Genomic DNA, 25,477 nt, shown 5'->3' with positions numbered 1-25,477 from the left:
ACGTTGTACGCCCAGCCCTCGCCATGCCTGTTGATGCGCCGTCCTTCCGGCCCCTGTCGCCCCTGTCTTCGAGCGGTTCCTTCGCTCGCGCCCGATGGGGGCCTTCAAGCCGAAAGGTCGTCGCGCGGATCCCTGATCGTTTCCCGACGGAACAGGATGATCAGCAGGAACGCCGCGATGCTCGCTCCTGCGGCCGCGCCCAAGAGAAACCGAAGCCCCAGATCCTCGGCGCCTGCACCGATGATCGCGGCACTGGCTGCCGGTCCGGTGCGGAAGATCAGGCCGTAGAGTGCCATCGTCCGGCCGCGAAACACGACATCGGAGGAAAGCTGCGCGAGCGACTGCATGCCGATATTGCACATCACATGACCCAGCCCGGCCATGGCGATGAGCAGCAGAGCAAGGGTCGCGCCATCGGCTAGCGTGAAGACGAAGATGACGCCGGCCATGCCCAGGCCGGTGAGCAGGGTGAGGCGGACCAGCGCCGTGTGAGACCTCCGGCGCAGCATCCAGGCGCCGCCGAGCAGCGCACCCACTCCCTGGGCGCTCATCAGCAACGACAGAAAGCCGGGGCCACCGCCATACATCTCACCGGCGATGGCGGGGAACAGCTCCGTGAACGGCCGCCCGAACACGGAGAAGGCCAGCGCCAGCAGGAACACGGTCGCCACAGCGGGCGTGCGCGCAATGTAGCGGTAGCCGCCTATGATGTCCTGCAGCAGGTCGCTGCCGGTCGCCGGCCCGGGGCGGTCGATATAGGCCCGCAAATGGACGAGCGCGAGGATCATGGCCAGGAAGGTGAGCGCGTCGGCCAGAAAGACCAGAGCCGGCCCGCCATGGATGATGATCAGACCAGCGCTGGCCGGGCCGAGCGCACGCGCGACATTGAAGCCGATGGAACTGGTGGCGATTGCTGTCGCCATGTTCTTCCGACCGGCAAGGAGACCGACCGTGACCATCCGGGTTGGCTGGCTCAGCCCTTGCCATGTGGTGTCGGCCAGCGAGAGCAGCCAAAGCAGCCAGATGGTCATCGCCCCGGTCGCGGTCACCAGGAACAGCGCCAGCGACACGGCAATCCCGCAGCACTGGAACAGCAGGTTCAGCCGAAAGGCATTGCTGCGGTCGGTAATTGCCCCGGCGAGCGGCGCGACCCAGAGCGCCGCGACCACCTCGGTAAGCGCCATGGCGCCGACCCAGCTTGCGGAGTGGGTCATGTCCCAGGCCAGCCAGCCAATGCCGAGGCGCTGCATCCATGTCCCGGAGGACGAGATCGCCTGCGCGACGGCATAAATGATGAACGGGCGTGATTCCTCCCGCTCGTCCAAGGCGTGGTCGGCCATCACGGTACGGTCCGCGCAAGGCGCGGGACGGTTGGGCCGCAAATGGCTCTGCCGCGGTGGTGAGAGGCAAGAACCCCCGAGATGTCATTCTGCAACGCGTGAAGTTCCATGCTCTGCGGTGCCCGCAACAACGGTCACCGTACTCGATTGATGAATGCGTCGCGTGCGCGCCGGCTATGCGCAACTTCGGGGGCCGTCGTGACCCGGCATCGCCGGGCGCTCGTCATCCGGCATGTGCCAGCGTCTCGGGCTCTGGCGCGGCGTCGGTGGACGGATGCTTGGGGTAGGGAAGGCCGAGATTTTCACGCAGGGTCCGGCCCTCATAGTGCTCACGAAACAGCTTGCGTCGGCGCAGCTCGGGCACGACGAGATCGACGAAATCGTCCAGCCCACCTGGCAGATAGGGCGGCATGACGTTGAAGCCGTCGGCGGCTTCGTTCACGAACCATGTTTCGAGCTGGTCGGCAATGTCGTGGGCGGATCCGCGTATGGTCCAGTGGCCCCGCGCACCGGCAATCCACTGGTAAAGCTGGCGGATGCTGAAGTTTTCCCGACGGGCCAGATCGACCAGCAGCTTCTGCCGGCTCTTCGCGGCATTGCTTTCCGGCAGGTCGGGGAGCGGGCCGTCGAGAGGATAGCCACTGAGATCAACGCCTCCGAGCATCTGTGACAGCAGGGAGAGCCCGACAGCGGGATGGATCAGTTCCTGCAGGATGGCGAATTTCTCGTCGGCCTCCTCGGCGGTGCGCCCGACGATGGGCGAGACACCGGGCAGGATCTTCAGTGTGTCGGGCGCCCGGCCGTGGCGGGCGAGCCGGCCCTTCACGTCAGCATAGAACGCCCGCGCTTCGTCCAGTGTCTGAGCGGCGGTAAAGATCACCTCGGCTGTCGCGGCGGCCAGCTCCTTGCCGGCCTCGGAAGAGCCGGCCTGAACCAGCACCGGGCGCCCCTGTGGGCTGCGCGCGACATTCAGCGGGCCGCGCACGGCGAAATGCGGCCCCTTGTGGTTGAGCACATGCAGTTTGGCGGGATCGAAATAGTGCCCGCTCGCCTTGTCGCGAACGAAAGCGTCATCTTCCCAGCTGTCCCAAAGACCGGTGACGACCTGCGCGAATTCGCGGGCGCGATCATAGCGGTCGGCATGGGCGAGGTGCTGGTCTCGGCTGAAATTGAACGCCTCGACCTCGCCTGACGAGGTGACGAGGTTCCATCCCGCCCGCCCTTTGCTGATGTGATCGAGCGAGGCGAATTTGCGGGCGATGTGGATGGGCTCGTTATAGGTCGTCGTCGCTGTGGCGATCAGGCCGATATGGCGGGTGACCGCGGCGATGCCTGACAGCAGGGTCAGCGGTTCGAAATGCACGACATAGCGGGCGACGCGGCTCGCGGAATCGATGTTCTGGTCCCGCACCGCCGCCGAGTCTGCGAGGAAGACCGCATCGAACGTGCCGCGTTCGGCGGTGCGCGCCAGCTCGACATAATGGTCGAAATTGACGCCGGCATCGGCGGTGGCCTGCGGGTGACGCCACGCCGCGATGTGGTGCCCGGTCGGGTGCAGGAAGGCGTTCAGTTTCATCTGACCGCGGCGCGCCATCGCGTTCTCTCCCTCTTCGCCGACCCGATGGAAATCAGCGCCCCTTAATTGACTCTATTGTCTATAGAATTTATGTATTGATCTATGTCAACGCCATCCTCCGGTTCCGGCCCGGCATTGTCGGTCCCCAAAATCGAGCTGCGCATCGAACGCCACGGCTTCCGGCTGCGTGACAGAGAGGGCGAGGAATTCGTCGCCATCAGCGGCGTGGCGATCGATGTGCCGGCCGGCCAGTTCCTCACCATTGTGGGACCGAGCGGCTGCGGGAAAACCACGCTGCTCGAAATCCTAGCCGGTCTCGCTCAGCCGACCAGCGGCTCGGTGAGGATCGACGGGCAGGAGGTGAGGGGGCCGAGCCTGTCGCGCGGCATCGTCTTCCAGCAATACGCGCTGCTGCCCTGGCGGACCGCCCTCGCCAATGTCGAATTCTCTCTGGAGGCTGCCGGTGGCCTGTCGCGTCGGGAGCGGCGGGAGAAAGCGCTTGCCGTGCTCGAACTGGTGGGGCTCAAGGGCTTCGAGGACCGGTTCCCGCACGAACTGTCCGGCGGCATGAAGCAGCGCGTGGCCATCGCCCGCAGCCTGGTCTATGAGCCGGACATCCTACTGATGGACGAGCCCTTCGGGGCGCTTGACGCACAGACGCGCGAACTCCTGCAGGAAGAGCTGTTCACCCTCTGGCAGCGCACCCGTACCACCGTCGTCTTCATCACCCATTCGATCGACGAGGCGATCTATCTCGGCCAGCGCGTCGCGGTGATGACCTCGCGTCCCGGCCGCATCAAGGCGCTGGTCGATGTCGATCTGCCGCGTGGCGATGCGGAGGCGGATATCCGCTCGCATCCCGACTTCGCCCGCTATCGCCATGAAATCTGGGATCTGCTGCGCGGCGAGGTCGCTCGTGCCCGCACCGCGCTTCCTCCCGCGCCAACGGCCGGCGGGGCCGCCCAGACGCCGCGCGTTCACGCCACCCTTTGAAGTGAGAGCTGATCTGATGTCCTTCCAGCCGACCCGCCGCGCCGCCGTCGTGACCAGCCTCGCCGCCTTGATCTCGGTGTCCTGCCTGACGTCCGACGCCTCTTCGCAGAACGCGCCCAAGCTCGAGACCACGGTGATCCGCTATCAGTCGAGCACCGGATCGGACATCAGCCCGCTCGAATTGGCCGATGCGCTCGGCTATCTCGCGCCGATCACGCTGGAGCGGGTCGGCGACGTGCAGGGAGGGCCGGCCAATCTCCAGTCCACCGCGACGGGCCAGACCGATATTGCCTCCGCTTTCAACGGCGCGGTGCTGAACATCGTTGCCGCCGGCGCCCCGTTGACTGCGGTGGTCAGTTGGCGCGGCACCAACGAACTCACGTCGCCGGGCCTCTATGCGCTGGACAACGGCCAGATCAACAATGCCCGCGACCTCATCGGTAAGAAGATCGGCGTCAACACGCTGGGCGCCAACCAGGAAGCGGTGAGCAGCATCTATCTCGCGCGCGGCGGCCTGTCTCAGGAGGAGATCAAGCAGGTTACCTTCGTGCCGCTGCCGACGCCCAATGTCGAGCAGACCCTGCGCAACGGCCAGATCAGCGCGGCAAGCCTCGGCTTCACCTTCCGCGACGCGGCGCTGGCGCGCGGTGGCATCAAGGCGCTGGCGCGCAATGTCGATCTGCTCGGCAGCTACAACGACAATACCGGCGTGCTCCGCAACGACTTCATCGCCAAGAACCCCAACACCACCAAACATCTGGTCGCCGCGATCGCGCGCGCCATCGCCTGGTCGCAGCAGAAGGAGAAGGAGGACAAGCGAGCCGAGGTGGTCGAGGTCTATTCCAAATACCTCGAGAGCAAGGGCCGCGCGAACCAGCTCGCGCCGCTGAAGTACTGGCAGAGCCTCGGCATCGAGACCGAGGGTGGCTGGATCAAGCGGCAGGACTTCGCCATGTGGATCGACTGGCTCAACTCCCGTGGCGAGGTCGATGGCAGCAAGCTCGACCTCTCCAAGATCTACAGCAACGCCTTCAATCCCTACTGGAAGGGCGCGGAATGATGCCGCGCCGCGTGGCCGGCTGAGGAGGGATGCCGATGTCGATCATTGCCACGGACGACGGCCGCGCCGACACGTTGGGCGTCCGGCTGGTGGCGCGAGCCGCTGATGGCGCGCGCCTTCTGCGCGGGGCTGTCTGGAAGACCGCGTCGCTGCTCGCCGTCTTCGCCCTCTGGGAGTTGCTGCCCCGGCTCGGCTTCGTCGACCGCGTATGGTTTCCCCCGTTGAGCCAGGTGGTCGGCGTGCTGTTCGTGATGGCGCGGTCGGGCGAGTTGCAGAGCCATATCGGCGCCAGCCTGACCCGCTCACTCATCGGCTTTGGACTCGCGGTGTCGGTCGCGGTGCCTCTCGGGCTCGTCATCGGCTGGTACAGCCGGGCGCGCGATTTCCTGAGTTCGGCGCTTGAGTTCTTCCGCAACACCTCGGCACTGGCGCTGCTGCCGGTGTTCATTCTCTTCCTCGGCATCGGCGAGGCCTCGAAGGTGGGTATCGTCACCTTCGCCTGCTTCTTCCCCATCCTGCTCAGCACCATCAGCGGGGTGAAGAGCGTCGATCCGCTGCTCATCAAGTCGGCGCGGTCGCTGGCGCTCTCGGCGCCGGCCATCTTCGCCAAGATCATCCTGCCCTCGGCGGTGCCTTCGGTCTTCACCGGCTTCCGCCTCGCCGCCCAGAGCTCGATCCTGGTGCTGATCGCCGCCGAGATGGTCGGGGCCACCCGTGGGCTCGGCTACCTCATCAACTACGCGCAGTTCAACTTCCTGCTTCCAAAGATGTATGCCGGCATCCTGACCATCGCGCTGATCGGCCTGGCAGTGAACCAGCTTCTGGTCACCGCCGAGCGTCGCCTGTCGCGCTGGAGGGTGCCCACCTCCGACGCCTGATCTTCGGAAGATCCCGCTTCGCTTCAGCCCACAGGTGGCCCATGAGCTCACGTCCTCGGCAGCTTCATTTCAACGTGCATGTCTCGACCGGCGGTAATCATGAGGGCGCCTGGCGGCATCCGAAGTCGGAGCCGGTGCGCCTTACCGCGCTGGACTACCAGCGCAAGGTGGCCGGCATCGCCGAGCGCGGGAAGCTCGACGCCGTGTTCTTCGGCGACACGCCGGCCTTGTCGGACAATGTGAAGCTGCGCCCGGTCGAGCAGCTCGATCCTGTCGCCTTGCATGGCGCGCTGAGCGCGGTGACGACGCATATCGGCCTTGCCGCCACCATCTCCACCAGCTTCAACGAGCCCTTCAACGTCGCCCGCAAGATCGCCTCGCTCGATCTGCTGAGCGGCGGCCGCGTCGGCTGGAACATCGTCACCACCAGCAGCGAGAACGCGGCGCGCAATTACGGCCTCGACGGCGTCATCGCCCATCGCGACCGCTACCGCCGCGCGGAGGATTTCGTACAGGTGGTGAAGAAGCTTTGGGACAGCTGGGAGCCGGACGCCATCGTTCATGATCGGGCGGCCGGCATCTATGCTGATATCGACCGCATCCACCCGATCGTCCATGAGGGCGAGTTCTTCAAGGTGCGCGGCCCGCTCAACGTCCCGCCCTCGCCGCAGGGCCGGCCGGTGCTGATCCAGGCCGGCTCTTCCGAGACCGGCGTGGCTTTCGCGGCGCGCCATGCCGAGGTCGTGTTCACCGCCCAGCGCAAGCTGGAGGAGGGGCAGCGCTTCTATGCCGAGCTCAAGCGGCAGGCGGCGCAGAACGGGCGTGAAGCCGACCATGTGAAGATCGTCGTCGGCATCAGCCCGATCATCGGCGGCACCGAGGCCGAGGCGAAGAAGCTCGCCGAGGAACTGAACGAACTCACCGTTCCCGAATATGGGCTGCGCCAACTCCGCCAGTTCAGCGGCGTCGATCTGTCCTCCTACCCGCTTGATGCGCCGGTGCCGCTCGACGCCTTCCCCGATGCCGCCTCGGTGGAGACGCACCGCAGCCGCACCGCGCTGGTGATCGACCTCGTGCGGCGCGAGAACCTGACGCTGCGCCAGTTGCTCCATCGCCTCGCCGGCGCGCGCGGCCACCAGACCTTTGTCGGCAGCCACGAGCAGCTCGCCGACCGGATCGAGGAATGGTTCAAGAACGGCGCCGCCGACGGCTTCAACTTCATGCCGGCCTATCTGCCCGGCGGTCTCGAGGATTTCGTCGATGGCGTGGTGCCGATCCTGCAGCGGCGCGGCTTATTCCGCCGTGACTATGAAGGCACGACGCTGCGCGACCATTACGACTTGCCGGTGCCCCGCCGAAGCTTGCTGGACGAGGTGGCGTAGGCCGCGATCAGCTCCAGACCTCATCGGCGGTCGATACGGGAAGCTTTGAACCCAGCGCATTCAGCGCGATCCGATGCACCACCTCGACCGGGGCGGTGCAGAGATCGCCGACGACCTTCACCTGGAAGCCTTTGGCCAGACCGGACAGGGCGGTGAAGACAACGCAGTTCTGCGTCATCATGCCGACGATCAGGAGCTCGGCGGTGCCGCCCAGATGGGCGGCAAGGTCGTTCCTTTGAAAGGCGTCGGCATGGGCCTTGGTGACCACTGGCGTATCGGCGGCCGCCGTGAGGATTGCAGGGCGAATGCCGACGCCGTGACCATTGGCGGCGAACAGGCCGTCTGCTGCCGCCGAGACATGGCGCACAAGCACCACCCTGTCGCCGCGCCCGCGCGCCTTGCCGATGGCGGCAACGATCCGGGCCTCGGTCTCCTCGGCCTGCCAGAGCGGCAATGCGCCGCCGGTGAAGTATTCGTTCTGGATGTCGATCACGAGAAGGGTGCGGGTCATCGGAAAGCTCCTTGAGGGCGCTCTCTCATTACCGGCGGCGGCAGTTCCCCGTCAGTGGCCTGATGGACATTACCCGTGTAATTTGGGCCAATGCGCCTTGCTGTTCTCGCCTATGAGGGCATCAGCCCGTTCATGCTTTCCACGCCGCTGGCCGTCTTCGGAGAGCCCTTCATCGCGGGCGGTCACCGGATCGACGTGTGCGCAACTGTGTCTCGGTTCGCGGCAAGCGGCGGCCTGACGATCGAGGCGGCGCATCCGCTCGATGCCGCACGCGACGCCGACATTGTCATTCTTCCCAGCTGGCGCGATGCCGATGAGCCGGTCTCGAACGACATCGTCGCCGAACTTCAGGCGGCGCAGAGGCGAGGGGCGATCGTCGTCGGTCTTTGTCTGGGGGCTTTCGGTCTGGCCGAAGCCGGCTTGCTTGATGGGCGGCGCGCGACGACGCATTGGGCCCGCACCGCCACCTTCGCCGAGCGATACCCGAAAGTGACGGTTGATGCGGGGGCGCTTTTCGTCGACGCGGGGCCGGTCCTCACCTCAGCCGGAATTGCCTCGGGACTAGATTGCTGCCTGCATCTGCTCGCCCGGATATCGGGGATCAACGAGGCCAACCGCGTCGCGCGCCATCTCGTCGTGGCGCCCCAGCGGATGGGAGAGCAGCTGCAACTAATCGACCGGCCAGCCATCGGTACCTCGGCCGATCTGCGGGTGACGGAAATCCTGGAGACAGTGCGCGCCGACCCCACGGTGGTGCCGGAGCTGGACGATCTGGCGCAGCGCGCCGGCATGAGCCGCCGCAGCCTGACGCGCCATATCCGGGCGCGAACCGGGGGCAGCCTTGGGGAATGGCTGAAGCGCGCCCGGCTCGTCCGGGCGCAGGAACTCCTCGCCGGCGGTGCTCGTGGCCTCGACGATATTGCCGTCCGTTCCGGCTTCCCGGACGCCCACGCCTTGCGAAGCGCCTTCCGCAGCGAACTCGGGGTGACGCCGACGCAATGGCTGGCCCGGCAACGGCTCTGTTAGCCGCCCGCCGGACGCCTCCGCTCGACGCCAGAGAAGGTCAACGGTTGTGCCTCGGCGCTGGGTAGCGCGATGCATTCTGCACCGCAAACGGAGCCGCCGGCTCCATCACGTGGGATTGCGTGGGCTTAAAATCTATAATACCTACTCATTTAATGTATTAATGGTTCTGGCGCCCGCGCTCGCCGCCGGGGTTGGGAGCTTGACGGGGGTGGTTTCATCATCGTCCCGCGCATTTGGAGGCTGTTGTGGCTGCTACTGTCCAGCTTCAATCGGACGTCCTCGTCATCGGGGGTGGGCCGGCGGCCTGCTGGGCGGCGCTTGCCGCGCGCGAAGCCGGATGCAGCGTCGTTCTGGTCGACAAGGGCTATGTCGGCACCAGCGGCGCCACCGCGCCCTCGAACACCGGGACCTGGTTCGCCACCACGCCGGAGCGGCGCGCGCGCCTTGTCGCCGAGCGGGCGAAGCAATCCGAGGGGCTCGCCGATCTCCGTCAGATGTCCCGCGTCATTGATGCGGCAACTCAGCACCTCAACTTCCTTGCCGAGCGCGGCTACCGCTTTCCGCGCGACGATGAGGGCCAGCTCTACATCGCCAATCTGCGCGGCCCGGACTATATGCGCTTCCTGCGCACCCAGCTCGTGCGCGCCGGCGTGACGATCCGTGACCATCATCCCGCGCTGGAGCTTCTGGTCGCCGGCGATGCGGTGGCCGGTGCTGCCGGCTTTGCCCGACAGATCGGCGAGAACTGGGAGGCGCGCGCCAGTGCCGTGGTGCTTGCCACCGGCGGCTGCGCCTTCGGCTCGCGCATCCTCGGCGCCACCGGGCTTACCGGCGACGGCCAGCTGATGGCCGCCGAGCTCGGCGCCACCCTGTCCGGCATGGAGTTCTCCAACCAGTATGGCATCGTGCCGCTGCACTCGTCGGTGAATAAAGGGCTGCCTTATTTCTGGGCGAGCTTCTACCGGACCGACGGCTCGGCCATCGACATTCCTCCCGGCCAACGCTTTCCCGTGCTGGCGCAGGAATCGCTGGAAGGACCCATTTTCGCCCGGCTGGACCGCGCGACCGGCGCGCTTCCCGACGCGCTGCGCCGGGGCCAGCCAAACTGCTTCCTGCCGTTCGACCGCGCCGGCATCGATCCGTTCGTCGATCTCTTTCCCATAGCCCTGCGCTCGGAAGGCACGGTGCGCGGCACCGGCGGGCTGAGACGACAGGACGACGACTGCGGCGTCGGCATTCCCGGCCTCTATGCCGCCGGCGATACGCTGGACCGGCAGGATATTGCCGGCGCGGCGACCGGTGGCGGCGGGCCGAACGCCTCTTGGGCCATCGCCACCGGCGTGTGGTCCGGCAAGGGCGCGGCCGCCTTCGCCACGCGCCTCGGCAGCCGGGCGCATGAGCGTGCCGTGCGGCCGACCGGGCAGGCCGGTCTTCGCCCCGCTCTCGCCGCCGGCGCCGTCGATCCGGCGGAGGCTGTGGCGCTGGTGCGCGCCGAGATGTTGCCGGTGGACCGCAATTTCTTCCGCAGCGCGCCCAAGCTCGCCACCTCGCTCGACCGGCTCGACGGCGCCTGGGCGACGCTGCGCGACCATGGCCATGGCACCGGCGCCACCGCTTTCCGGCTGCGGGAGGCGGCGGCGTTGCTTGCCTCCAGCCGCTGGGCCTACCGCGCCGCGCAGGCCCGCACCGAGACGCGCGGCATGCACCGACGCCTCGACGCCCCCGGCAGCGATGCCGCGCAGGCCCGCCGCCTCTCCATCGCCGGCATCGACCAGCCGACGCTCAGCTTCGGCACCCAGCCCGCCGAGGCCGTCGCATCATGATCGAGGTTCTATCTGAAACCCGCTGCACGGCCTGCAATGTCTGCGTGAAGGCCTGCCCCGCCAATGTCTTTGAGGCTGTCGCCGGCGGCGTGCCGGTGATCGCCCGGCAGGACGACTGTCAGACCTGCTTCCTGTGCGAGATCTACTGCCCGGTTGACGCGCTCTATGTCGCCTTCGATCCCGAGCACGTCACCGGCATCACCGAGAGCGCGGTCGTCGAGGCCGGCCTGTTCGGCAGCTATGCGCGCGCGCTCGGCTGGAAGAAGGGCCGCGAAGGCGGCGCCGACAAAGACCCCACCCATCGGCTTCGCCAGGCCTCGTTGACCGGCGGCACGCCGGCCGGGGCAAGGAGCACCGCACCATGAGCACCATCGCCCCCGTCGCCGCGCCGCCGGCGACCAGCCGCATCTCCATCAGCGACGTGCGCAAGACGTTCCAGCTCAAGCCCGGCCAGAGCGTCACGCTGGACGGCACGGTGAGCGATCGCATCCCGGTGCTCTCCGGCGTCGATCTCGACATAAGGCCGGGCGAGTTCGTCACCATCGTCGGCCCTTCGGGCAGCGGCAAGTCGGTGCTGCTGGACGTGATCGCCGGGTTGACTCAGCCGAGCGCCGGTTTCGCCGCGATCGATGGGAAGAAGGTCACGCGCCCGCATGGCGAGACCGCCTATGTGTTCCAGCAATATGCGCTGTTTCCCTGGCGGACGGCCCTGCAGAACATCGAGTACCCGCTGGAGGTCCGCGGCGTCGGCCGGGCGGCGCGGAGCGAGCGGGCGCAGCATTTCCTCAACCTGTTCGGCCTGACCGGCTTTGAGGACCGCTACCCCTCACAGCTCTCCGGCGGCATGCAGCAGCGCGTGGCAATTGCCCGCGCGCTAGCGACCGATCCGCAGGTGCTGCTGATGGATGAGCCCTTCGCCGCGCTCGATGCGCAGACGCGCGATATCCTGCAAAGCGAGCTGCTGCGCATCTGGGAGCAGATCAAGACGACGGTGGTGTTCGTCACCCACTCGATCGACGAGGCCATCTTCCTCGCCGACCGGATCGTGGTGATGACCGCCCGCCCGGCGCGGGTGAAGGAGATCATCGAGGTCGACCTTCCGCGCCCGCGCGACATCGAGATCCGCAACAGCGACGCTTTCAACGCCTACCGGGCCCGCGTGTGGGACGCCCTGCGCGAAGAGGTCCGCAAGGCCCAGCGCGATTGGGCTCTCGCCTCCGCCTATAACGCCTGAGGACTGGACGATGACGCTCGCCACCGACAAATCGACCGATGTTCCGCCCCGCGTCTGGTGGAGCCGGCCCGCCTTCCTGCCCTCACACTCCTCGGTGTGGCAGACCATCCAGACCATTGGCCTCGGCCTGCCGGCGCTGCTGCTGCTTGCTCTCGTCTGGGAGCTCGCGCCGCGCCTCGGCTGGATCAACGCCATCTTCTTCCCGCCGCTGAGCCAGGTGCTGGCGACGCTCGGGGACATGATCCATAGCGGCCTGCTCGCGCGCCATATCGGCATCAGCCTGCAGCGTGCTGCCATCGGCTTCGGCCTGGCGGTCGTGGTCGCCATTCCGCTCGGCCTGCTGATGGGCCGCTACCCGCTGTTCGAGAAGATCAGCGATTTCCTGGTGCAGACTCTGCGCAACACCTCGCAATTCGCCCTGCTGCCAGTGTTCATCCTGGTGCTCGGCATCGGCGAGGCCTCCAAGGTGGCGATCACCTTCTACGCCGCCGTGTTCTTCCTGCTGATCAACACCATTGTCGGCGTGAAGTCGGTCGATCCGCTGCACATCAAGGCCGCGCGCTCGATGGGCACCTCGGACTGGGATCTGTTCCGCAAGGTGATCCTGCCCTCCGCCGTGCCCTCGATCGTCGCCGGCGCGCGGCTAGGCGTGAAGAGCTCGCTGTTCTCGGTGATCGCCGCCGAGATGCTCGCCGCCCAGTCGGGCATCGGCTACCTCATCCAGAACTCGTCGCTGATGCTGGAAACCGACCGCATGTATGCGGGCATCCTGACGCTGACGGTTATCGGCTTCCTGCTGAATTACGGTCTCGTGGCCTTCGAGGCCCGGGCAACGCGCTGGCGCGCTTCCGAGGATAAGGGCGTCGCCTGACGGCGCCATCCCCTTCACATCTCCCGAAAGGCTCCGATCATGGCCCCGTACTCCTTCTCCCTTTCGCGCCGGCGCGTCGTTCAGGCGCTCGGTCTCGCTACCCTTGCCCCGCTGGCCGGCATCATCCCGGCCCAGGCAGACGACAAGCCGGAGGTGATCCGCATCGGTTCCACGGCGCCGGGGCATCTCAAATTTATCCTCTACCGCAACAAGAAGCTGCTGGAGCAGGAATTCGCCAAGGACGGCATCCGTGTCGAGCTCGCGACCTTCGACGGCGGCGGGCCCGCCTCGGTGGCGCTGGGTTCGGGCGCCATCGAGTTCACTTACATCGGCAATAACCCCTCGCTTCGCCTTGGCGCGGCCGGCGCCGATGTGAAGGCGATCGGCCTCTCAAGCTGGGTGCCCTCCAACGAGACGCTGATCGTGGTGCGCCCCGACTCGCCGCTCAAGAACATCGCCGAGCTGAAGGGCAAGAAGGTCGCGGTGCTCACCGGCACGGTGCGTCACTCCACCTTTGCCAAGGCGCTGAAGGAGGCGGGCGTTTCGATCAAGGACGTCGAGCTGCTCAATATCGGCATCGAGAGCTCGGGCCCGGCGCTGGCGCGCGGCGATATCGACGCCATTGTCGAGAGCACGGGGCCGGCGCAGAAGCTGGTCGATGTGGGCGGGGCAAAAGTGATCTTCGACGCCGGCGTGTCCGGAAAGCGCGAGTGGGCGGTGCCGCACGTTCTCAGCGTGAACGGCACCTTTGCGCGCAAATACCCCGACATCGTCGCGCGCCTGTTGGCCATCGACATCGAGACCGCGCGCTGGGCCGATGCGCACCCGGAGGAGACCATCCAGATCTTCATCAAAGAGACCGGCAGCAGCGAGAAGGCCGTGCGCTCGACCTATGGCGAGGGCAAGTTCTGGCAGGATCCGAAGATCACCGAGGAAGCGGTGCGGGCACTCCAGGCCGAGGAAGCCTTCATGGCCGAGGCCGGGCTGCTGAAGGGCAAGGTCGATTACAGCACCTGGATCGACCGCTCCTATTACGACGCAGCGCTCAAGAAGCTGGCCAATAACTGAACGTGTATGGGGCGGCTGACCCTGGCCGTGCTTGCGCAGATCGTGCACTCGGCGCGGCTGCCGCCCCAACTCGACGATCTCAAGCCGTATGAGGATGCGGCGCGGCGCGCCGAGCTGGCCGCAGCAGAATGGCTTCGTCGAGAGCTTTGATGGTCGCTCGCGTGACGAGTGCCTGACCTAGCACATGTTGCCATCGCTGGCCGCAGCCAGACGGATCGTCGAGGCATGGCGGACGCACGACAACACGTTGCGTCCGCACGGCCGCTCGCCCTTCGATCCCACTGGAAGGAAGGCGATCTTATCCCGTCGAGGCGACGTCCTTCATGAAAGGCGTGCACCGCGACATTGATACGATTTTGCGCCGAGAGAATTGGAGATGGCGCCGTAGACCGTCAGTAATTCGTTGATGTACTTGGCGATATCCACGGTCGCCATTCTTGGAATGGCTGGTTAGATTCTTGACCTCCTGGGCAACAACGGCGAATCCTCTGCCCTTCTCCGGCTAGCGCGGCTTCCAGGATCGCGATGGCGGCTTTCTCCGTTCAAAACTTCATCGAGAAATTGACGGTAAAGGCGTTCTGGGTGGCGCCGTCGCCGAACTGGCCGCTATAGGACGCGCCGAGCTGCGCGGTGTCGGTGAGTGCGTAGCGCAGCCCGGCTTCCAGCAGCAGCGTGTCCTCGGCGATGGGCACGCCGGCGGCGGTGAACGGTGTGGAGCCGCCGGCGAAGGCGAGCGCCGCGTCCGGCGTGATGTCGCCGAAGGCGTGCTGCCAGCCGATGGTCGCGTGCGGGGTGAGGGTGCGCCCGCCCACCTCCAGCGTGGTCGCGACGCGAACGCCCAGTGTGGAATAGAGCGTCGCCATGCTGTCGGTTGACACGGAGAGCGCGGCCGAGCCGCCGCTCTCCGTGAAATCCGCCCCGCCGACATGCACATAGGCGAGGCCGGCGAAGGGCTCGAAGGCATAGGCGCCGACCGCCATGTCATAGCCGACCTCGCCGAAGATCTGCGTCGTGCCGGTGGTGTAGTCGGCCTCCAGCGCCTGCCACAGGCCGGGGAAGGACACGGTGCGCGAGACCGACACATCGTTCCAGGCATAGGCGGCACCGCCGCGCAGGGCGATGGCCCCGAACTGCGCGCCGGCATAGACACCGATATCGTAGCTGTCCATCGAGCCGGAGGCGTTGCGGTCGTCCACATCGAACCAGGACTGGCTGAAGCCGCCGAACAGGCCGGCCCGCACATTCGGCGCCAGTTCGACGTCGGCGCCCATGAGGAAGCCGCCAATACTGTTGGAGATGCTGGCCGCGTTTCCGTCCGACGAGGTGTCGCCCCAGCCGCCATAGCCCTGCATCCACAGCGTGGGGGTGAGGCCCTCGCCCAGCGCCGCCGTCTGCGGGCCGGCGCCATAGGCGAGGGGGGAGACACCCGGCGCGGTGAGCGCCTGACGCAGCCGCTCGCCCACCGCCTCGCGCACATAGATCGACTGCTGCTGGATGACGGTGCCGACCGAGGCGTAGGCGTCTCCCGACAACGCGTCGAGCGCGCCCGGAACCGCGCTCGCCGGCAGCAGCAGCAGCGTGTCGAACACCTCATTGCCGAAGCCGAGGCCCTGCACCGTGCCGGCGACGCTCGCATGGTTGGCGGTCTGCGCCAGGCTCGCGAACTGCGTGCCGGTATAGGTCAGCGTCAGATAAACGTTCTGCGCGTCATAGCTGAGCGTGGGACTGAGGAAGGCATAATTGCTGCTGACGCTGCCAAAGGTGCCGTTCACCGCATCGGTGGTGGTCAGGATGGTGTAGGTGGTGTTCGCGGCATAGGAGCCGGGGGCGGCCACTACCTGCACGGCGCTGCCGGCGGAAAGCGTCACCGTGCCGGTCGCGGTGATGAGGTCGTGCCCGCCGGTCGGCGTCGCATCGACCCGATAGACCGAGGCGCCGCTGAACAGCACCGGCCCGTTTACCGTGAGGGTGCCCGGCGAATTGCCCGGCGCGACAATGCCGGACGCGAGGACGGTGAGAGTGCCGACCGCGCCATTGCCGTAAAGGACGCTGCCGCTTTCAAGGGCCAGCGAGGCATTCGCCAGATTGGTGCCACTGAGCTGGATGCTGCTGCCCACGGCCGAGACGCTGCCGCTGTAGCCGCTAGCGAAAGTCACCGTGCCGCCGCCCTGGAGCAGCAGGGCCCCTGGGCCAGTAATCGTGTTGGAGATCGCGACGCTGTCGGAGCGGTTGATGGCCAGGGTTCCGTTATTGACGATGGCCCCCGCGAGCCAGCCGCTGGTGCCGCCATCGCCGAGTTGCAGCGTTCCCTCGGCAATGGTCGTCGTTCCGGTGAACGGGCTGTCGCCGGTGAGCACCAGAGCCCCCGCCCCGGTCTTGGTTAGGCTGCCCGTGCCGGAGAAGGTACCGGCATAGCTGGCATTGGCTGGCTGCACGAGGGTCACGTCAGTGCTGCCAACGTTGATGTCGGATTGCGCGCCGGTGCCCGACACCATCTGAAGGCTCGTGCCGCTGCCCCTCTGGGAGACGTCGAGGCTGCCGCCATTGAGCGTCCAGCTGGTAGCTCCGGGCAGCCCGCCGATCCCGCTAAGCTCAAGCGTGCCGGCGGCAAGGGTGACGGGGCCCGCATAGCCGGCATTGACGCCGGCGAGGATCAGCGTGCCGCCGCCCAGCTTGGTCAGCGCGCTCGACCCGGACAGCTCTGCGCTCAGGATGAGCGAGGTGCCCGCCGCCGGGGAAAAGGCCGCCGTACCCTGAAGCTGGATGGGTTCGGAAAGGAGGAAGCTCGCCGTCGTTGCCAGCGTCGCCCCATTGATAAGGATGGGGGCGCTGGCACCGAACACATTGCCGGAGATCGACACTGTGCCGCCATTCAGGGTCCAGCTGCTGACGCTGAAAACCGGCAGGCCGCCGCTGATCGTCCAGGTGGATGATCCCTCCTTCACAAAGGTGCCGAAGCCGTTGATCTGGCTGGCCTCGATGCTCCCGGTGCCGCTGCCGCTCAGGGTCAGTGTGTCGTTCCCTCCGGCATGAACGATGTTGCCGGTCAGGGTCGGTGAACCGGCGTCACTGGCGTGGAGTTCGAGCGAATTGGTGCCGCCGGTGAAATCAATCGCGGCGGCATTGCCAGCTGTGCCAGTGGCGCCGGAGATGCCATTGCCGCCGCCCGCGACAGTCGCTGCCCCCGTCAGCACGATGGCCAGATCGGAACCGATGATACCGGCGCCGCCCAGTCCCGCCGCGAAAAACGAAGCGCCCGCCCCGCCGCTTACTGTCACGGGGCCTTGGCTGCCATCGACATTGATAGCGAGATTGTCGCCGGTGATGCCCGCGCCACCATTGCCGCCCGTCGTGAATCCTTCGCCCCCCGAACCGCCCGTGACGTCAGCGCTGATGTTCAGCGTGGTGAGGCCGTTCATGTTGACGACGGCGATACCGTTGCCGCCATTGCCACCAATGTGGCTGTTGAAAATGTAGTTCTCGTCGCCACCGCTGATGGTCCCGGCGAGATTGAAGGTGTTGTTGCCGGTGCCGTCGCGAATGACGAGCCCGGTGCCGGCGTCGCCCGCACGCGTCATGCCGGCTCCGCCAGTACCGCCTTGCACGCTGGCCCCGGCCGAAAGCGTAACAACGTTGTCGCCGGAAAGTTGAAGGAAGAGCAGCCCGGTGCCGCCATTGCCGCCGCCGCCCGACAAGGAGCGGTAGCCGGTGGTTCCACCATTACCCGCAGAAATCTGAACGGTTATCGTTCCACCGCTGCCGTTGAGGCCGGTGATGACGGCACCGAAGCCGCCGCCGCCGCCGCCGCCATTATTGTTGCTGACGAAAGGGTCGGTCTCGCCTCCCATGCCGCCGCTTCCGCCCCAAACGGATCCAAAGGTTGGCAGTCCATCAATAGACCCCACATAGCCATGCGCGCCGCCGCCGCCGCCGCCATTCGCCCAGCCGCTCTGTTGCGCCTCGCCACCATTGCTACCCGAAGCCCCCGGAGCGTTTCCTCCAACCCCGGGCGTGCCACACTCGCAGCCGGAGACGTCGCTCCCAACGTTGGCGCCGGAATAGGGCCAGCCCCAACCACCCCAGCCCCCTTGCGCGCCGGCGCCGCCGCCACTGCCGCTGACATTGGTGCCCTGCCCGGATGTCCCATACCCGCCGGTTGAGGTAAAGCTGGCGCTGCCTCCGGGCGTGCCGTCGCTGCTGACGCCGCCATCGCCATCCGCGGCCAAGGCGGGCGCGCCGGCAGCTCCCATCAGAAGGGCGCCGGCGACCGAAGCGAGCAGAGCGTGACGGAATGAACGCACAGGCTGACGGATGGCACGGCCATGTGCGACGGCACAGACAGACAGCATGGAAGATCCCGCACTTAGAAACGACGCCCCCTAGTTTCGTACCGTAAGGTGCAACTTTCAGAAACTAACAAATTTGAAATATTACCGTCCTTCGGCCGGAGAGAGCGGCTCATTGGTCGGTAGGGATTTCTGCTCGATCATCCGCGTCATCCGGGAGCCAAGCATCGCCCTGACGCCATGATGCGAGATCCAGGAGCAACACGGACTGCCGGGTGTCTCCTCAGCTATTAATGAACACGGCGTATAGCTCCATCCCCAATTCAGCTGCTAATAGCTGAGAACGAGCCCGTCTATGTTCGTCATCACGAAGCCCATCGGCTTGCAATTGCCGGGGATGCGGAGGCGAGACATGACGAAAGACGTGATCGTAATCATTGGTGCCGGGGGCATCGGTCAGGCTATCGCGCGGCGACAAGGCTTCGGAAAGACGGTTTTGCTCGCCGATGCGAACGAGCAGACCCTCGCGCAGGCGGCCGCCGATATGACCCAAGCCAGCTATGCCGTTGTAACGCAGCGCGTCGATGTCAGCTCGCGGGCGTCGGTGCGGGCGCTGGCGGAAGCCGCGGCCGCTCATGGCCCCGTCCTCCAGCTGGTCAACACGGCCGGCCTCTCGCCGAATATGGCTCCGGTGAAGAAGCTGCTTGAGGTCGATCTTTACGGCTCGGCCGTGGTGTTCGAGGAGTTCGGGAAGGTCATTGCTCCCGGAGGCGCGGGCCTGATCATTTCCAGCATGGCCGGGCACATGATGCGCCAGCTGCCCGAGGCCGACGAGCGCCAGCTTGCCAGCGTTCCTGCGGACGAACTGCTGGCGCTGCCCTTCCTCCAGCCGGAAGCGGTCCCCAACACGCTGGTCGCCTATATGGTGGCCAAGCGCGCCAACATCCTGCGGGTGCAGGCGGAGGCCATCAAGTGGGGCGAGCGCGGGGCGCGCGTCAATGCGATCAGTCCCGGCATCATCGTCACCCCCCTGGCCGCCCATGAGCTCAACTCCGAGATCGGCGACATTTACCGCGCCATGGTGGAGGCTTCTCCCGCAAAGCGCATGGCGCCCCCCGACGAAATCGCCGTGGCTGCGAGCTTCCTGCTCGGGCCGGATGCCGGTTTCATCACCGGCAGCGATCTTCTCATCGATGGCGGTGTGATCGCGGCCATGCGGGCCGGCAAGCTGCCGACCCCGGGCTGAGCGTCGCCCCTTTCGCAGCAAAGGAGCCAACATCATGCAGACGCGCCATCTGGGACACCTTGCCGTCAGCGAAATCGGCTTCGGCACGATGAAGAGCGGCAACGTCAAGGCGATCGTCGCCTTTGAGCCCGGCAGTGGCTTCGTGTTCCCGGAAGGGGAGGTGCCGGCACCCATTCCCACCTCCTTCGACACGATTCAGGGCGTGCCGGTGCCGCTGAGCGATTTTCTGGCGCTGACACCTCGACTGACCGCGAAGTCGCCTCATACAAGCGGATGAACGCCATACGGGGCCGCGCTGCTACGCGGCCCCGGATCCAATTCACGTCGCGCCAGAAATGCTGCTGCCGCTCATTCGGCGGCCAAGGCGGGGTGAACGCTGGGAACACCCGCCGGCTCCGTGTGCACCTCATCTGCCGTCGGCTTGATGCGGAACCAGGCGGCGTAGAGGGCGGGCAGGAACAGCAGGATGAGCGCCGTACCCACCGCCGTGCCGCCAATCAGCGTGTAGGCCATGGATCCCCAGAACACGGAGTGTGTGAGCGGGATGAAGGCGAGCACTGCCGCCAGCGCGGTCAGGATCACCGGACGGGTGCGCTGGACGGTCGCCTCAATGACGGCGTGATAGTCATCGAGGCCGGCGGCCTTGTTCTCCTTGATCTGCTCGGTCAGGATCAGCGTGTTGCGCATCAGGATGCCGGCGAGGCCAATCAGGCCGAGAATGGCGTTAAAGCCGAAGGGCTGATTGAACAGGATCAGCGTCGGCACCACGCCGGCGAGGCCGAGCGGCGCCGTCATCATCACCATGGTCATCGTCGAGAGGCTGCGCACCTGCAGGATGATGACGATCAGCATCGCGGCGATCATCACCGGGAAGATCTTGACCAGCGCCGTATTGGCCTTGATCGACTCCTCGATGTTTCCGGCCATCTCGATGCGGTAGCCGACGGGAAGCGAGGCGATCAGCGGCTGGAGCGCCTGCATCACCTGCTTGGAGACTTCCGGCGGCTGCGTGGCCTCGTTGATGTCGGCACGCACGGTGATGACGGGCGTGCGGTCGCGACGCTTCAGGATCGGCTCCTCGAAATGGATTTCCGAGCGTCCGACCTGATCGAGCGGCACCTGGCGGCCATTCCGGCTCATCAGGGAGAAGTCGGCGAGCCGGCCCGGATCGAGCCGGTTCTCGCCCGCACTGCGCGCCACCACCGGGACGTTGCGAATGTCCTCGCGGACCTGCGTGACGGGAATGCCGGTGAGGAGCAACTGCAACTGCTGGGCCGCCTCCGCCGGTGACAGGCCGATGAGGTTCAGGCGTTCCTGGTCGGGAACAAAGCGCAGGATGGGCGCGCGGTTGCCCCAGTCGCGGTTGGCCTGCCGCACGTCGGGAATCCCGTTCATGATGGCGAGGGCTTTTTCGGAGATGCGGTAGAGTTCGGCCGGATCGGGGCCCATGATGCGGAATTCGACGGGGAAGGGCGTGTAGGGCCCAAAGACGAGTTGAGTCACCCGAATGAAGGCTTCGGGCGCCAGCCCTCCGGCGACGGCCGCACGCAGGTCGTGCTTCAGTTCCTCGCGGGCGGCCGCATTGGGCGTCAGCACCACGATCTTGGCGAAGGACGGGTCCGGCAGTTCCGGTGCCATGGCGAAGAAGAAGCGCGGTGCGCCCTGGCCGATATAGCTCGTGACAATCTTCGCCTCGGGCTGTTCCTTCAGCCAGCGTTCCACCTGCTCGACGGCGGCCGTCGTGGCCTCGATGCTGCTGCCTTCCGGCATGCGCACCTCAACCAGAACCTCGGGACGGTCGGAGGTCGGGAAGAACTGCTGCTTGATCGCGCCCATGCCCATGACGGAGAGGGCCATGGCCACACCCACCACGGCGCAGGTCGTGTATTTGTGCCGCACGGTGAACTTGATGGCCGCGCGCAGGCGCCGGTAGTTGGGCGTATTATAGATCGCGTGATGGCCGCCTTCGATCGACTTGATGTCTGGCAGCATCTTCACGCCAAGATAGGGCGTGAAGACCACCGCCACCACCCAGGAGACGATGAGCGCGAAGCCGACGACCCAGAAGATGTTGCCGGCATATTCGCCCGCCGATGAGGCGGCGAAGCCGACCGGCATCAGGCCGATAATCGTCACCAGCGTGCCGGAGAGCATGGGCGCCGCCGTATGGCTCCACGCATAGGCCGCGGCGCTGATGCGGTCCATGCCTTCTTCCATCTTCACCACCATCACCTCGATGGCGATGATCGCGTCGTCGACGAGCAGGCCGAGTGCCAGGATCAACGCGCCCAGCGTGATGCGGTCGAAGAAGCGGCCGGTCTCCAGCATGATGAGGAAGACGACGGCGAGTGTCAGCGGCACGGCGAGGGCCACGACGATGCCGACGCGCCAGCCGAGGCTGACGAGGCTGACGAACAGCACGACGCCGAGCGCCATGGCGAATTTCATCATGAATTCGCCGACGGCGGCGTCGATGTTGACGGCCTGGTCGCTGACCTTGTCGAGCGTCATGCCAAGCGGCAACGTCGCCGCTATCGCGCTCGAGCGTGCTTCCAGCGCCTTGCCGAGTTCCAGTCCGTTCCAGCCCTGCTGCATCACCGCCGCCAGCATGATGGTCGGTTCGCCCTCGTGACGGATGATGTAGGTTTCAGGATCCTGATAGCCCCGCCGGACCTCGGCGACATCGGAGAGCTTGAGCGTGCGGCCGCCGGCGACGATGGGGGTGTCGGCGATGGCCTCGAGGCTGTCATAGGCGCCATCGAAGCGGATGAAGACCTGCGGTCCGCGCGTATCGATGGAGCCCGCCGGCGTTACCGTGTTTTGGCGTTGAAGGGCGGTGGCGATGTCCTGAGCGGACACGCCCAGCGTCGCGAGTTTGGCGTAGGAGAACTCCACAAAGATCTGCTCGGGGCGTTCGCCGAGAATGTTGATCTTCTTCACGCCGGGAACGTGCAGCAGATCCTGCCGTATCACTTCCGCCTGCCGCGCCAGCTCGCGCATGGGCATGCCCTTGGCCTTGAGGGCGTAGAGGGCGAAGCTCACATCGGAGAACTCGTCATTGACGAAAGGACCGAGGACGCCGGGCGGCAGGTTGCGCGCCTCGTCGCCGAGCTTCTTGCGCGCCTGGTAGAACTCCTCCTCGACGGCCGAGGGGGGCGTATTGTCCTTGAGCGTGACGGTGAGAAAGGCAAAGCCCGGGCGGGCAATGGTCTCGACGCGGTCATACCAGGTCAGTTCCTGGATCCGCTTTTCAAGCGGCTCGGCGACGAGATCCTGCATCTCGCGGGCGGTGGCGCCGGGCCACACCGCCGTGACCGTCAGCGTCTTGATGGTGAAGGAGGGGTCTTCCGCCCGGCCGAGCTTGGCGAAGGCGTAGACGCCCGCTGCTGCCAGAAGAACGATGAAGAACAGGGTGATGGCCCGCTCGCGAACGGCGAGCGCCGAGAGGTTGAAGCTCATTGGGCGCTCCCTTCGACCTGGGCCGTCGTACGTACGGTTGCGCCATCCGTCAGCAGATGCGCCCCCAAGGCGACGACGTCAGCGCCAAGCTCGACGCCGGTCACCGTCGCGTATTCGTTTCCAAGGCGCTTGATCTGCACGGGCACGAGACGCACCGTGGAGGAGGTGCTGTCGAGAACCCAGACGCCTGTGCGCACGCCATCATTGAGCACAGCCCCGATGGGCACGGTCACGGAGCGCTGTTCCTTGCCGCTGGCGATGGTGATCGTCACGGTCGCGCCGAGCGGTGCCGAGGCGGCGGTGCCCTCAAGCACGTAGCGCGCCTCATAGGTGCGGGTCTGGGGGTCGGCCGCATCGGAGATCTGCCGGAGCCGCGCGGTGCTGGCTTCGGCGTCGCTGCTATAGACGCGCGCCTTGGCGAGCGAGCCCAAGGCGGGGCGGATCGTCTCCGGCAGGGCCACGACCGCTTCGCGCGGCCCGGCATGGGCGAGCTGGACGACGGTCTGGCCGGCGGCCACGACCTGTCCGGGTTCGCCGAGCGTGGCGACGATGGTGCCATCGGCTCCCGCCGTCAGCGTGGAATAGGTGGCCTCGTTGGCGGCGACATCGGCTTCGGCTTCCGCCGCATCGAGCTGCGCCTGCGCGGTGTCCAGCGCGGCCTTGGCCTGTTCGTAGCGTTGCGGGGTGGCGGCGAGGCCGCCCTTGAGGAGCGCCGCGTAACGCTTCTCATCCGCGCTCGCCTGAACCAGCACCGCCCGTGCGGCGGCCACCGCGTTGCGCTTGGCGGTGAGCGCCAGGCGCAGATCGGTGTCGTCGATCCGCATCAGGGGCTGGCCCGCCTTGACCTGCTGGCCGACATCAACCATCCGCTCGATGATCTTGCCGGGCACGCGGAAACCGACATTGCTCTGCACCCGCGCCTCGACGAGGCCGGTAAAACCACGCTCAACGCCTTTTACTGGTGAGATCTTCGTCACCCGGACGAGTGGTGCGTCCTGCCGGGGGTCGCTAACCGGTCCGGCATGGGGTGTGGAAAGCGAAAGCGCGACAAATCCTGCGGTCCCGACCGCCACGATCACAACGCCTGCCAACACGAGAATGGGCTTCTTGTTCATATCCGCCGCCCTATGATTTAGATTGCATTTGACTGCTATATCCGATATAGAAATCGAACGCAATCTAAATTCAGGAGGTCAGTCATGCGGGTCAGTCGCGTCCAGGCAGAGGAGAACCGGCAGACGGTGATCAATGTTGCCAGCCGTCTTTTTCGTGAGCATGGCTTCGACGGTATCGGCCTTAAGGATCTGATGGCCGGCGCCGGCATGACGCAGGGCGCCTTCTACAAGCAGTTCGAATCCAAGGAGGATCTCGTCGCCCAGGCCTCGCAGCGCGCTTTGGATGAGGCCTTGAGCCGCTGGTCCGCGGCGGCTGCTCTGAAGCCCGACAATCCGCTTTCGGCGGTGGTCGATTTCTATCTTAGCCGTGAGCATTGCGGTGAGAGGGCCGACGGGTGCCCGGTCGTGGCGCTGGCGGCGGATGCGGCCCGGCACGGTCCGGATGTACGCGCGTCTTTTGAAAGCAGCTTCAAGGAATATGTTGCCCTGACAAAGGGCTGGATCGGCGACGGCGATCAGGAATCGGATGCCAGGGCCATGGCTATTCTCGCCACCATGGTCGGCGCGGTGCTGATCGCGCGCGCTGTTAATGACGAGGAGGTGTCACGGCAGTTCCTGCAGGCCGCCGCCGGCAGCGTCATGAGTCAGGCCGATGCGACGTCGCCGGCTCCCAAACAGGGCCAATGAATAGCGCGGCCGACACGCCAGACAAGGGAGCTCGCTGGTGGTGAAATCGCCAAATCTGCGTTTCTTCGCAAGGCGCCCGTGGCGCGGTTGGCTGGAGGCGCTGCGCCAATGCGACGAGGCGATGGGATATGACGAAGTGACGACCCTTGAGCGTCGCATTCGACATTTGGAGCTACAGGTCGCCGAACTGCGGTCGAAGCTCGGGTGAGCGCCCAATCGCAGATGTCACCGGATCGCGCTGGCCACCCGGGAGATCGCGCCCGTTCCGATGTCGAGGGTGGTGCCAGGAACGGCGACGATCCAGGCGAGCATGTCGTGCGCGCCCGCGCCTAGGGATGTGCCCATTGAGGCTTCGGTCGGGCTGGTCTGCGGGGCCGCGGTCTCAGCGTGAGTTGGCCTTGCGGGCGTGGCGGAGGCCGGCGTGGGAACCGCGGCGAGGCTAGTCGCTGGCAACGGTGCCCGGCGCGGCGGCACGCCGGCACGGACGCGAGGCTCTCGCATCTCGCAGCCCGAAACACATCGGTCGAGGCGCGTGGCGACGATGCTCCCGCCCCCCTTGGTTTGGGCGGCCTTGTCCCTTGGTGTGCCGCGCCCGTCACCTTCTCCCGGCTTTGACGGCGCTGCCGCCACGGATGCCGGGCGAGGAGGGGGAAGCGGCGTTGCGAGCGAGATGGCGCGCGGCGCCGGGCGCCCATCCAGCCCCTCGACCGGATGGTCCGGTTCGTGGTGGCCCCGCATGGCGATAGTCGATGCCGTGCCCGGGGGCACCCCGGTGACGGCAGGGTGGGAGGTGGTGAAGCGCGGTGCGCCGATCAGCCCTCCGACGACCAGAACGACGCCCGCCGCGAGGGTGATACGCTGGTTCGACCGGTTGAGCGGAGCAAGAACCGTTCGCAGAGAAGGTGTCTTCATGTCGTCTCCC

The 25,477-nt window shown here is 66.3% G+C and carries 20 protein-coding genes and 1 pseudogene; 15 read left to right on the top strand and 6 right to left on the bottom strand.

The features are described from left to right. Positions 1-104: 104 nt before the first annotated feature. Together AncyloWKF20_RS10780 and AncyloWKF20_RS10775 are read right to left on the bottom strand one after the other, a co-directional pair. Positions 105-1,340 (bottom strand): MFS transporter, encoded by a 1,236-nt coding sequence (locus tag AncyloWKF20_RS10780; protein WP_279314072.1) that lies wholly within the window; start codon positions 1,338-1,340, stop codon positions 105-107. A 223-nt stretch (positions 1,341-1,563) separates the two neighbouring features. Continuing rightward, the gene (locus AncyloWKF20_RS10775; RefSeq protein ID WP_279314071.1) at positions 1,564-2,934 is read right to left on the bottom strand and encodes an LLM class flavin-dependent oxidoreductase; all 1,371 of its coding nucleotides are present in this window, start codon (positions 2,932-2,934) and stop codon (positions 1,564-1,566) included. Positions 2,935-3,051: 117 nt separating this feature from the next. Between AncyloWKF20_RS10775 and AncyloWKF20_RS10770 the strand changes: the two genes are divergently transcribed. The 4 genes from AncyloWKF20_RS10770 to AncyloWKF20_RS10755 are packed head-to-tail and all read left to right on the top strand — an operon-like array spanning position 3,052 to position 7,229. After that, positions 3,052-3,909, top strand: a complete 858-nt coding sequence (locus AncyloWKF20_RS10770; protein WP_279314070.1) for an ABC transporter ATP-binding protein — start codon at positions 3,052-3,054, stop codon at positions 3,907-3,909. 16 nt (positions 3,910-3,925) lie between these two features. Further along, on the top strand, positions 3,926-4,969 hold the full coding sequence (locus tag AncyloWKF20_RS10765; RefSeq protein ID WP_279317833.1) for an ABC transporter substrate-binding protein: 1,044 nt from the start codon (positions 3,926-3,928) through the stop codon (positions 4,967-4,969). A gap of 35 nt (positions 4,970-5,004) precedes the next feature. Continuing rightward, the gene (locus AncyloWKF20_RS10760; protein ID WP_279317832.1) at positions 5,005-5,847 is read left to right on the top strand and encodes an ABC transporter permease; all 843 of its coding nucleotides are present in this window, start codon (positions 5,005-5,007) and stop codon (positions 5,845-5,847) included. Between the two features lie 41 nt (positions 5,848-5,888). Beyond that, on the top strand, positions 5,889-7,229 hold the full coding sequence (locus tag AncyloWKF20_RS10755) for an LLM class flavin-dependent oxidoreductase (protein WP_279317831.1): 1,341 nt from the start codon (positions 5,889-5,891) through the stop codon (positions 7,227-7,229). Positions 7,230-7,236: 7 nt separating this feature from the next. On the opposite strand, the gene AncyloWKF20_RS10750 is transcribed toward AncyloWKF20_RS10755, so the two are convergent. Continuing rightward, positions 7,237-7,740 (bottom strand): isochorismatase family protein, encoded by a 504-nt coding sequence (locus AncyloWKF20_RS10750; RefSeq protein ID WP_279317830.1) that lies wholly within the window; start codon positions 7,738-7,740, stop codon positions 7,237-7,239. 90 nt (positions 7,741-7,830) lie between these two features. Here AncyloWKF20_RS10750 and AncyloWKF20_RS10745 point away from each other — a divergent pair, with 90 nt between their 5' ends. From AncyloWKF20_RS10745 to AncyloWKF20_RS10710, 8 genes and pseudogenes are all read left to right on the top strand, one after another. Continuing rightward, a complete protein-coding gene (locus tag AncyloWKF20_RS10745) occupies positions 7,831-8,766 on the top strand; it encodes a helix-turn-helix domain-containing protein (RefSeq protein WP_279317829.1) in 936 nt (311 codons plus the stop codon). 245 nt (positions 8,767-9,011) lie between these two features. Beyond that, the gene (locus tag AncyloWKF20_RS10740) at positions 9,012-10,589 is read left to right on the top strand and encodes an FAD-binding protein (RefSeq protein WP_279317828.1); all 1,578 of its coding nucleotides are present in this window, start codon (positions 9,012-9,014) and stop codon (positions 10,587-10,589) included. After that, a complete protein-coding gene (locus AncyloWKF20_RS10735) occupies positions 10,586-10,954 on the top strand; it encodes a ferredoxin family protein (protein ID WP_279317827.1) in 369 nt (122 codons plus the stop codon). The genes AncyloWKF20_RS10740 and AncyloWKF20_RS10735 overlap by 4 nt, the downstream gene beginning before the upstream one ends. After that, a complete protein-coding gene (locus tag AncyloWKF20_RS10730) occupies positions 10,951-11,823 on the top strand; it encodes an ABC transporter ATP-binding protein (RefSeq protein WP_279317826.1) in 873 nt (290 codons plus the stop codon). Before AncyloWKF20_RS10735 ends, AncyloWKF20_RS10730 begins: the two co-directional genes overlap by 4 nt. Positions 11,824-11,833: 10 nt before the next feature. Beyond that, the gene (locus tag AncyloWKF20_RS10725) at positions 11,834-12,694 is read left to right on the top strand and encodes an ABC transporter permease (RefSeq protein ID WP_279317825.1); all 861 of its coding nucleotides are present in this window, start codon (positions 11,834-11,836) and stop codon (positions 12,692-12,694) included. Between the two features lie 39 nt (positions 12,695-12,733). Then, on the top strand, positions 12,734-13,762 hold the full coding sequence (locus AncyloWKF20_RS10720; protein WP_279317824.1) for an aliphatic sulfonate ABC transporter substrate-binding protein: 1,029 nt from the start codon (positions 12,734-12,736) through the stop codon (positions 13,760-13,762). Positions 13,763-13,768: 6 nt separating this feature from the next. Further along, the gene (locus tag AncyloWKF20_RS10715) at positions 13,769-13,912 is read left to right on the top strand and encodes a hypothetical protein (RefSeq protein ID WP_279317823.1); all 144 of its coding nucleotides are present in this window, start codon (positions 13,769-13,771) and stop codon (positions 13,910-13,912) included. Beyond that, positions 13,869-14,021: pseudogene (locus AncyloWKF20_RS10710) on the top strand (transposase); the annotation flags it as partial. The gene AncyloWKF20_RS10715 and the pseudogene AncyloWKF20_RS10710, both read left to right, overlap by 44 nt. A gap of 283 nt (positions 14,022-14,304) precedes the next feature. Here the strand turns inward: AncyloWKF20_RS10710 and AncyloWKF20_RS10705 are convergent. After that, complete coding sequence (locus AncyloWKF20_RS10705; protein ID WP_279317822.1) at positions 14,305-17,610, bottom strand: autotransporter domain-containing protein; 3,306 nt, start codon at positions 17,608-17,610, stop codon at positions 14,305-14,307. Between the two features lie 793 nt (positions 17,611-18,403). On the opposite strand from AncyloWKF20_RS10705, the gene AncyloWKF20_RS10700 reads away from it, so the two are divergent. Beyond that, a complete protein-coding gene (locus AncyloWKF20_RS10700) occupies positions 18,404-19,294 on the top strand; it encodes an SDR family oxidoreductase (RefSeq protein WP_279317821.1) in 891 nt (296 codons plus the stop codon). A gap of 34 nt (positions 19,295-19,328) precedes the next feature. After that, on the top strand, positions 19,329-19,571 hold the full coding sequence (locus tag AncyloWKF20_RS10695; RefSeq protein ID WP_279317820.1) for a hypothetical protein: 243 nt from the start codon (positions 19,329-19,331) through the stop codon (positions 19,569-19,571). A 71-nt stretch (positions 19,572-19,642) separates the two neighbouring features. Here the strand turns inward: AncyloWKF20_RS10695 and AncyloWKF20_RS10690 are convergent, their stop codons facing one another. Together AncyloWKF20_RS10690 and AncyloWKF20_RS10685 are read right to left on the bottom strand one after the other, a co-directional pair. After that, positions 19,643-22,753: an efflux RND transporter permease subunit gene (locus AncyloWKF20_RS10690; protein WP_279317819.1), complete on the bottom strand. Its 3,111-nt coding sequence runs from the start codon at positions 22,751-22,753 to the stop codon at positions 19,643-19,645. After that, on the bottom strand, positions 22,750-23,868 hold the full coding sequence (locus AncyloWKF20_RS10685; RefSeq protein WP_279317818.1) for an efflux RND transporter periplasmic adaptor subunit: 1,119 nt from the start codon (positions 23,866-23,868) through the stop codon (positions 22,750-22,752). The genes AncyloWKF20_RS10690 and AncyloWKF20_RS10685 overlap by 4 nt, the downstream gene beginning before the upstream one ends. A gap of 84 nt (positions 23,869-23,952) precedes the next feature. Between AncyloWKF20_RS10685 and AncyloWKF20_RS10680 the strand changes: the two genes are divergently transcribed. Continuing rightward, complete coding sequence (locus AncyloWKF20_RS10680; RefSeq protein WP_279317817.1) at positions 23,953-24,555, top strand: TetR/AcrR family transcriptional regulator; 603 nt, start codon at positions 23,953-23,955, stop codon at positions 24,553-24,555. Positions 24,556-25,477: the final 922 nt, after the last annotated feature.

The organism is Ancylobacter sp. WKF20, from assembly GCF_029760895.1.
Lineage (GTDB): Bacteria > Pseudomonadota > Alphaproteobacteria > Rhizobiales > Xanthobacteraceae > Ancylobacter.
This window is presented reverse-complemented; position numbering and strand designations above follow the sequence as displayed.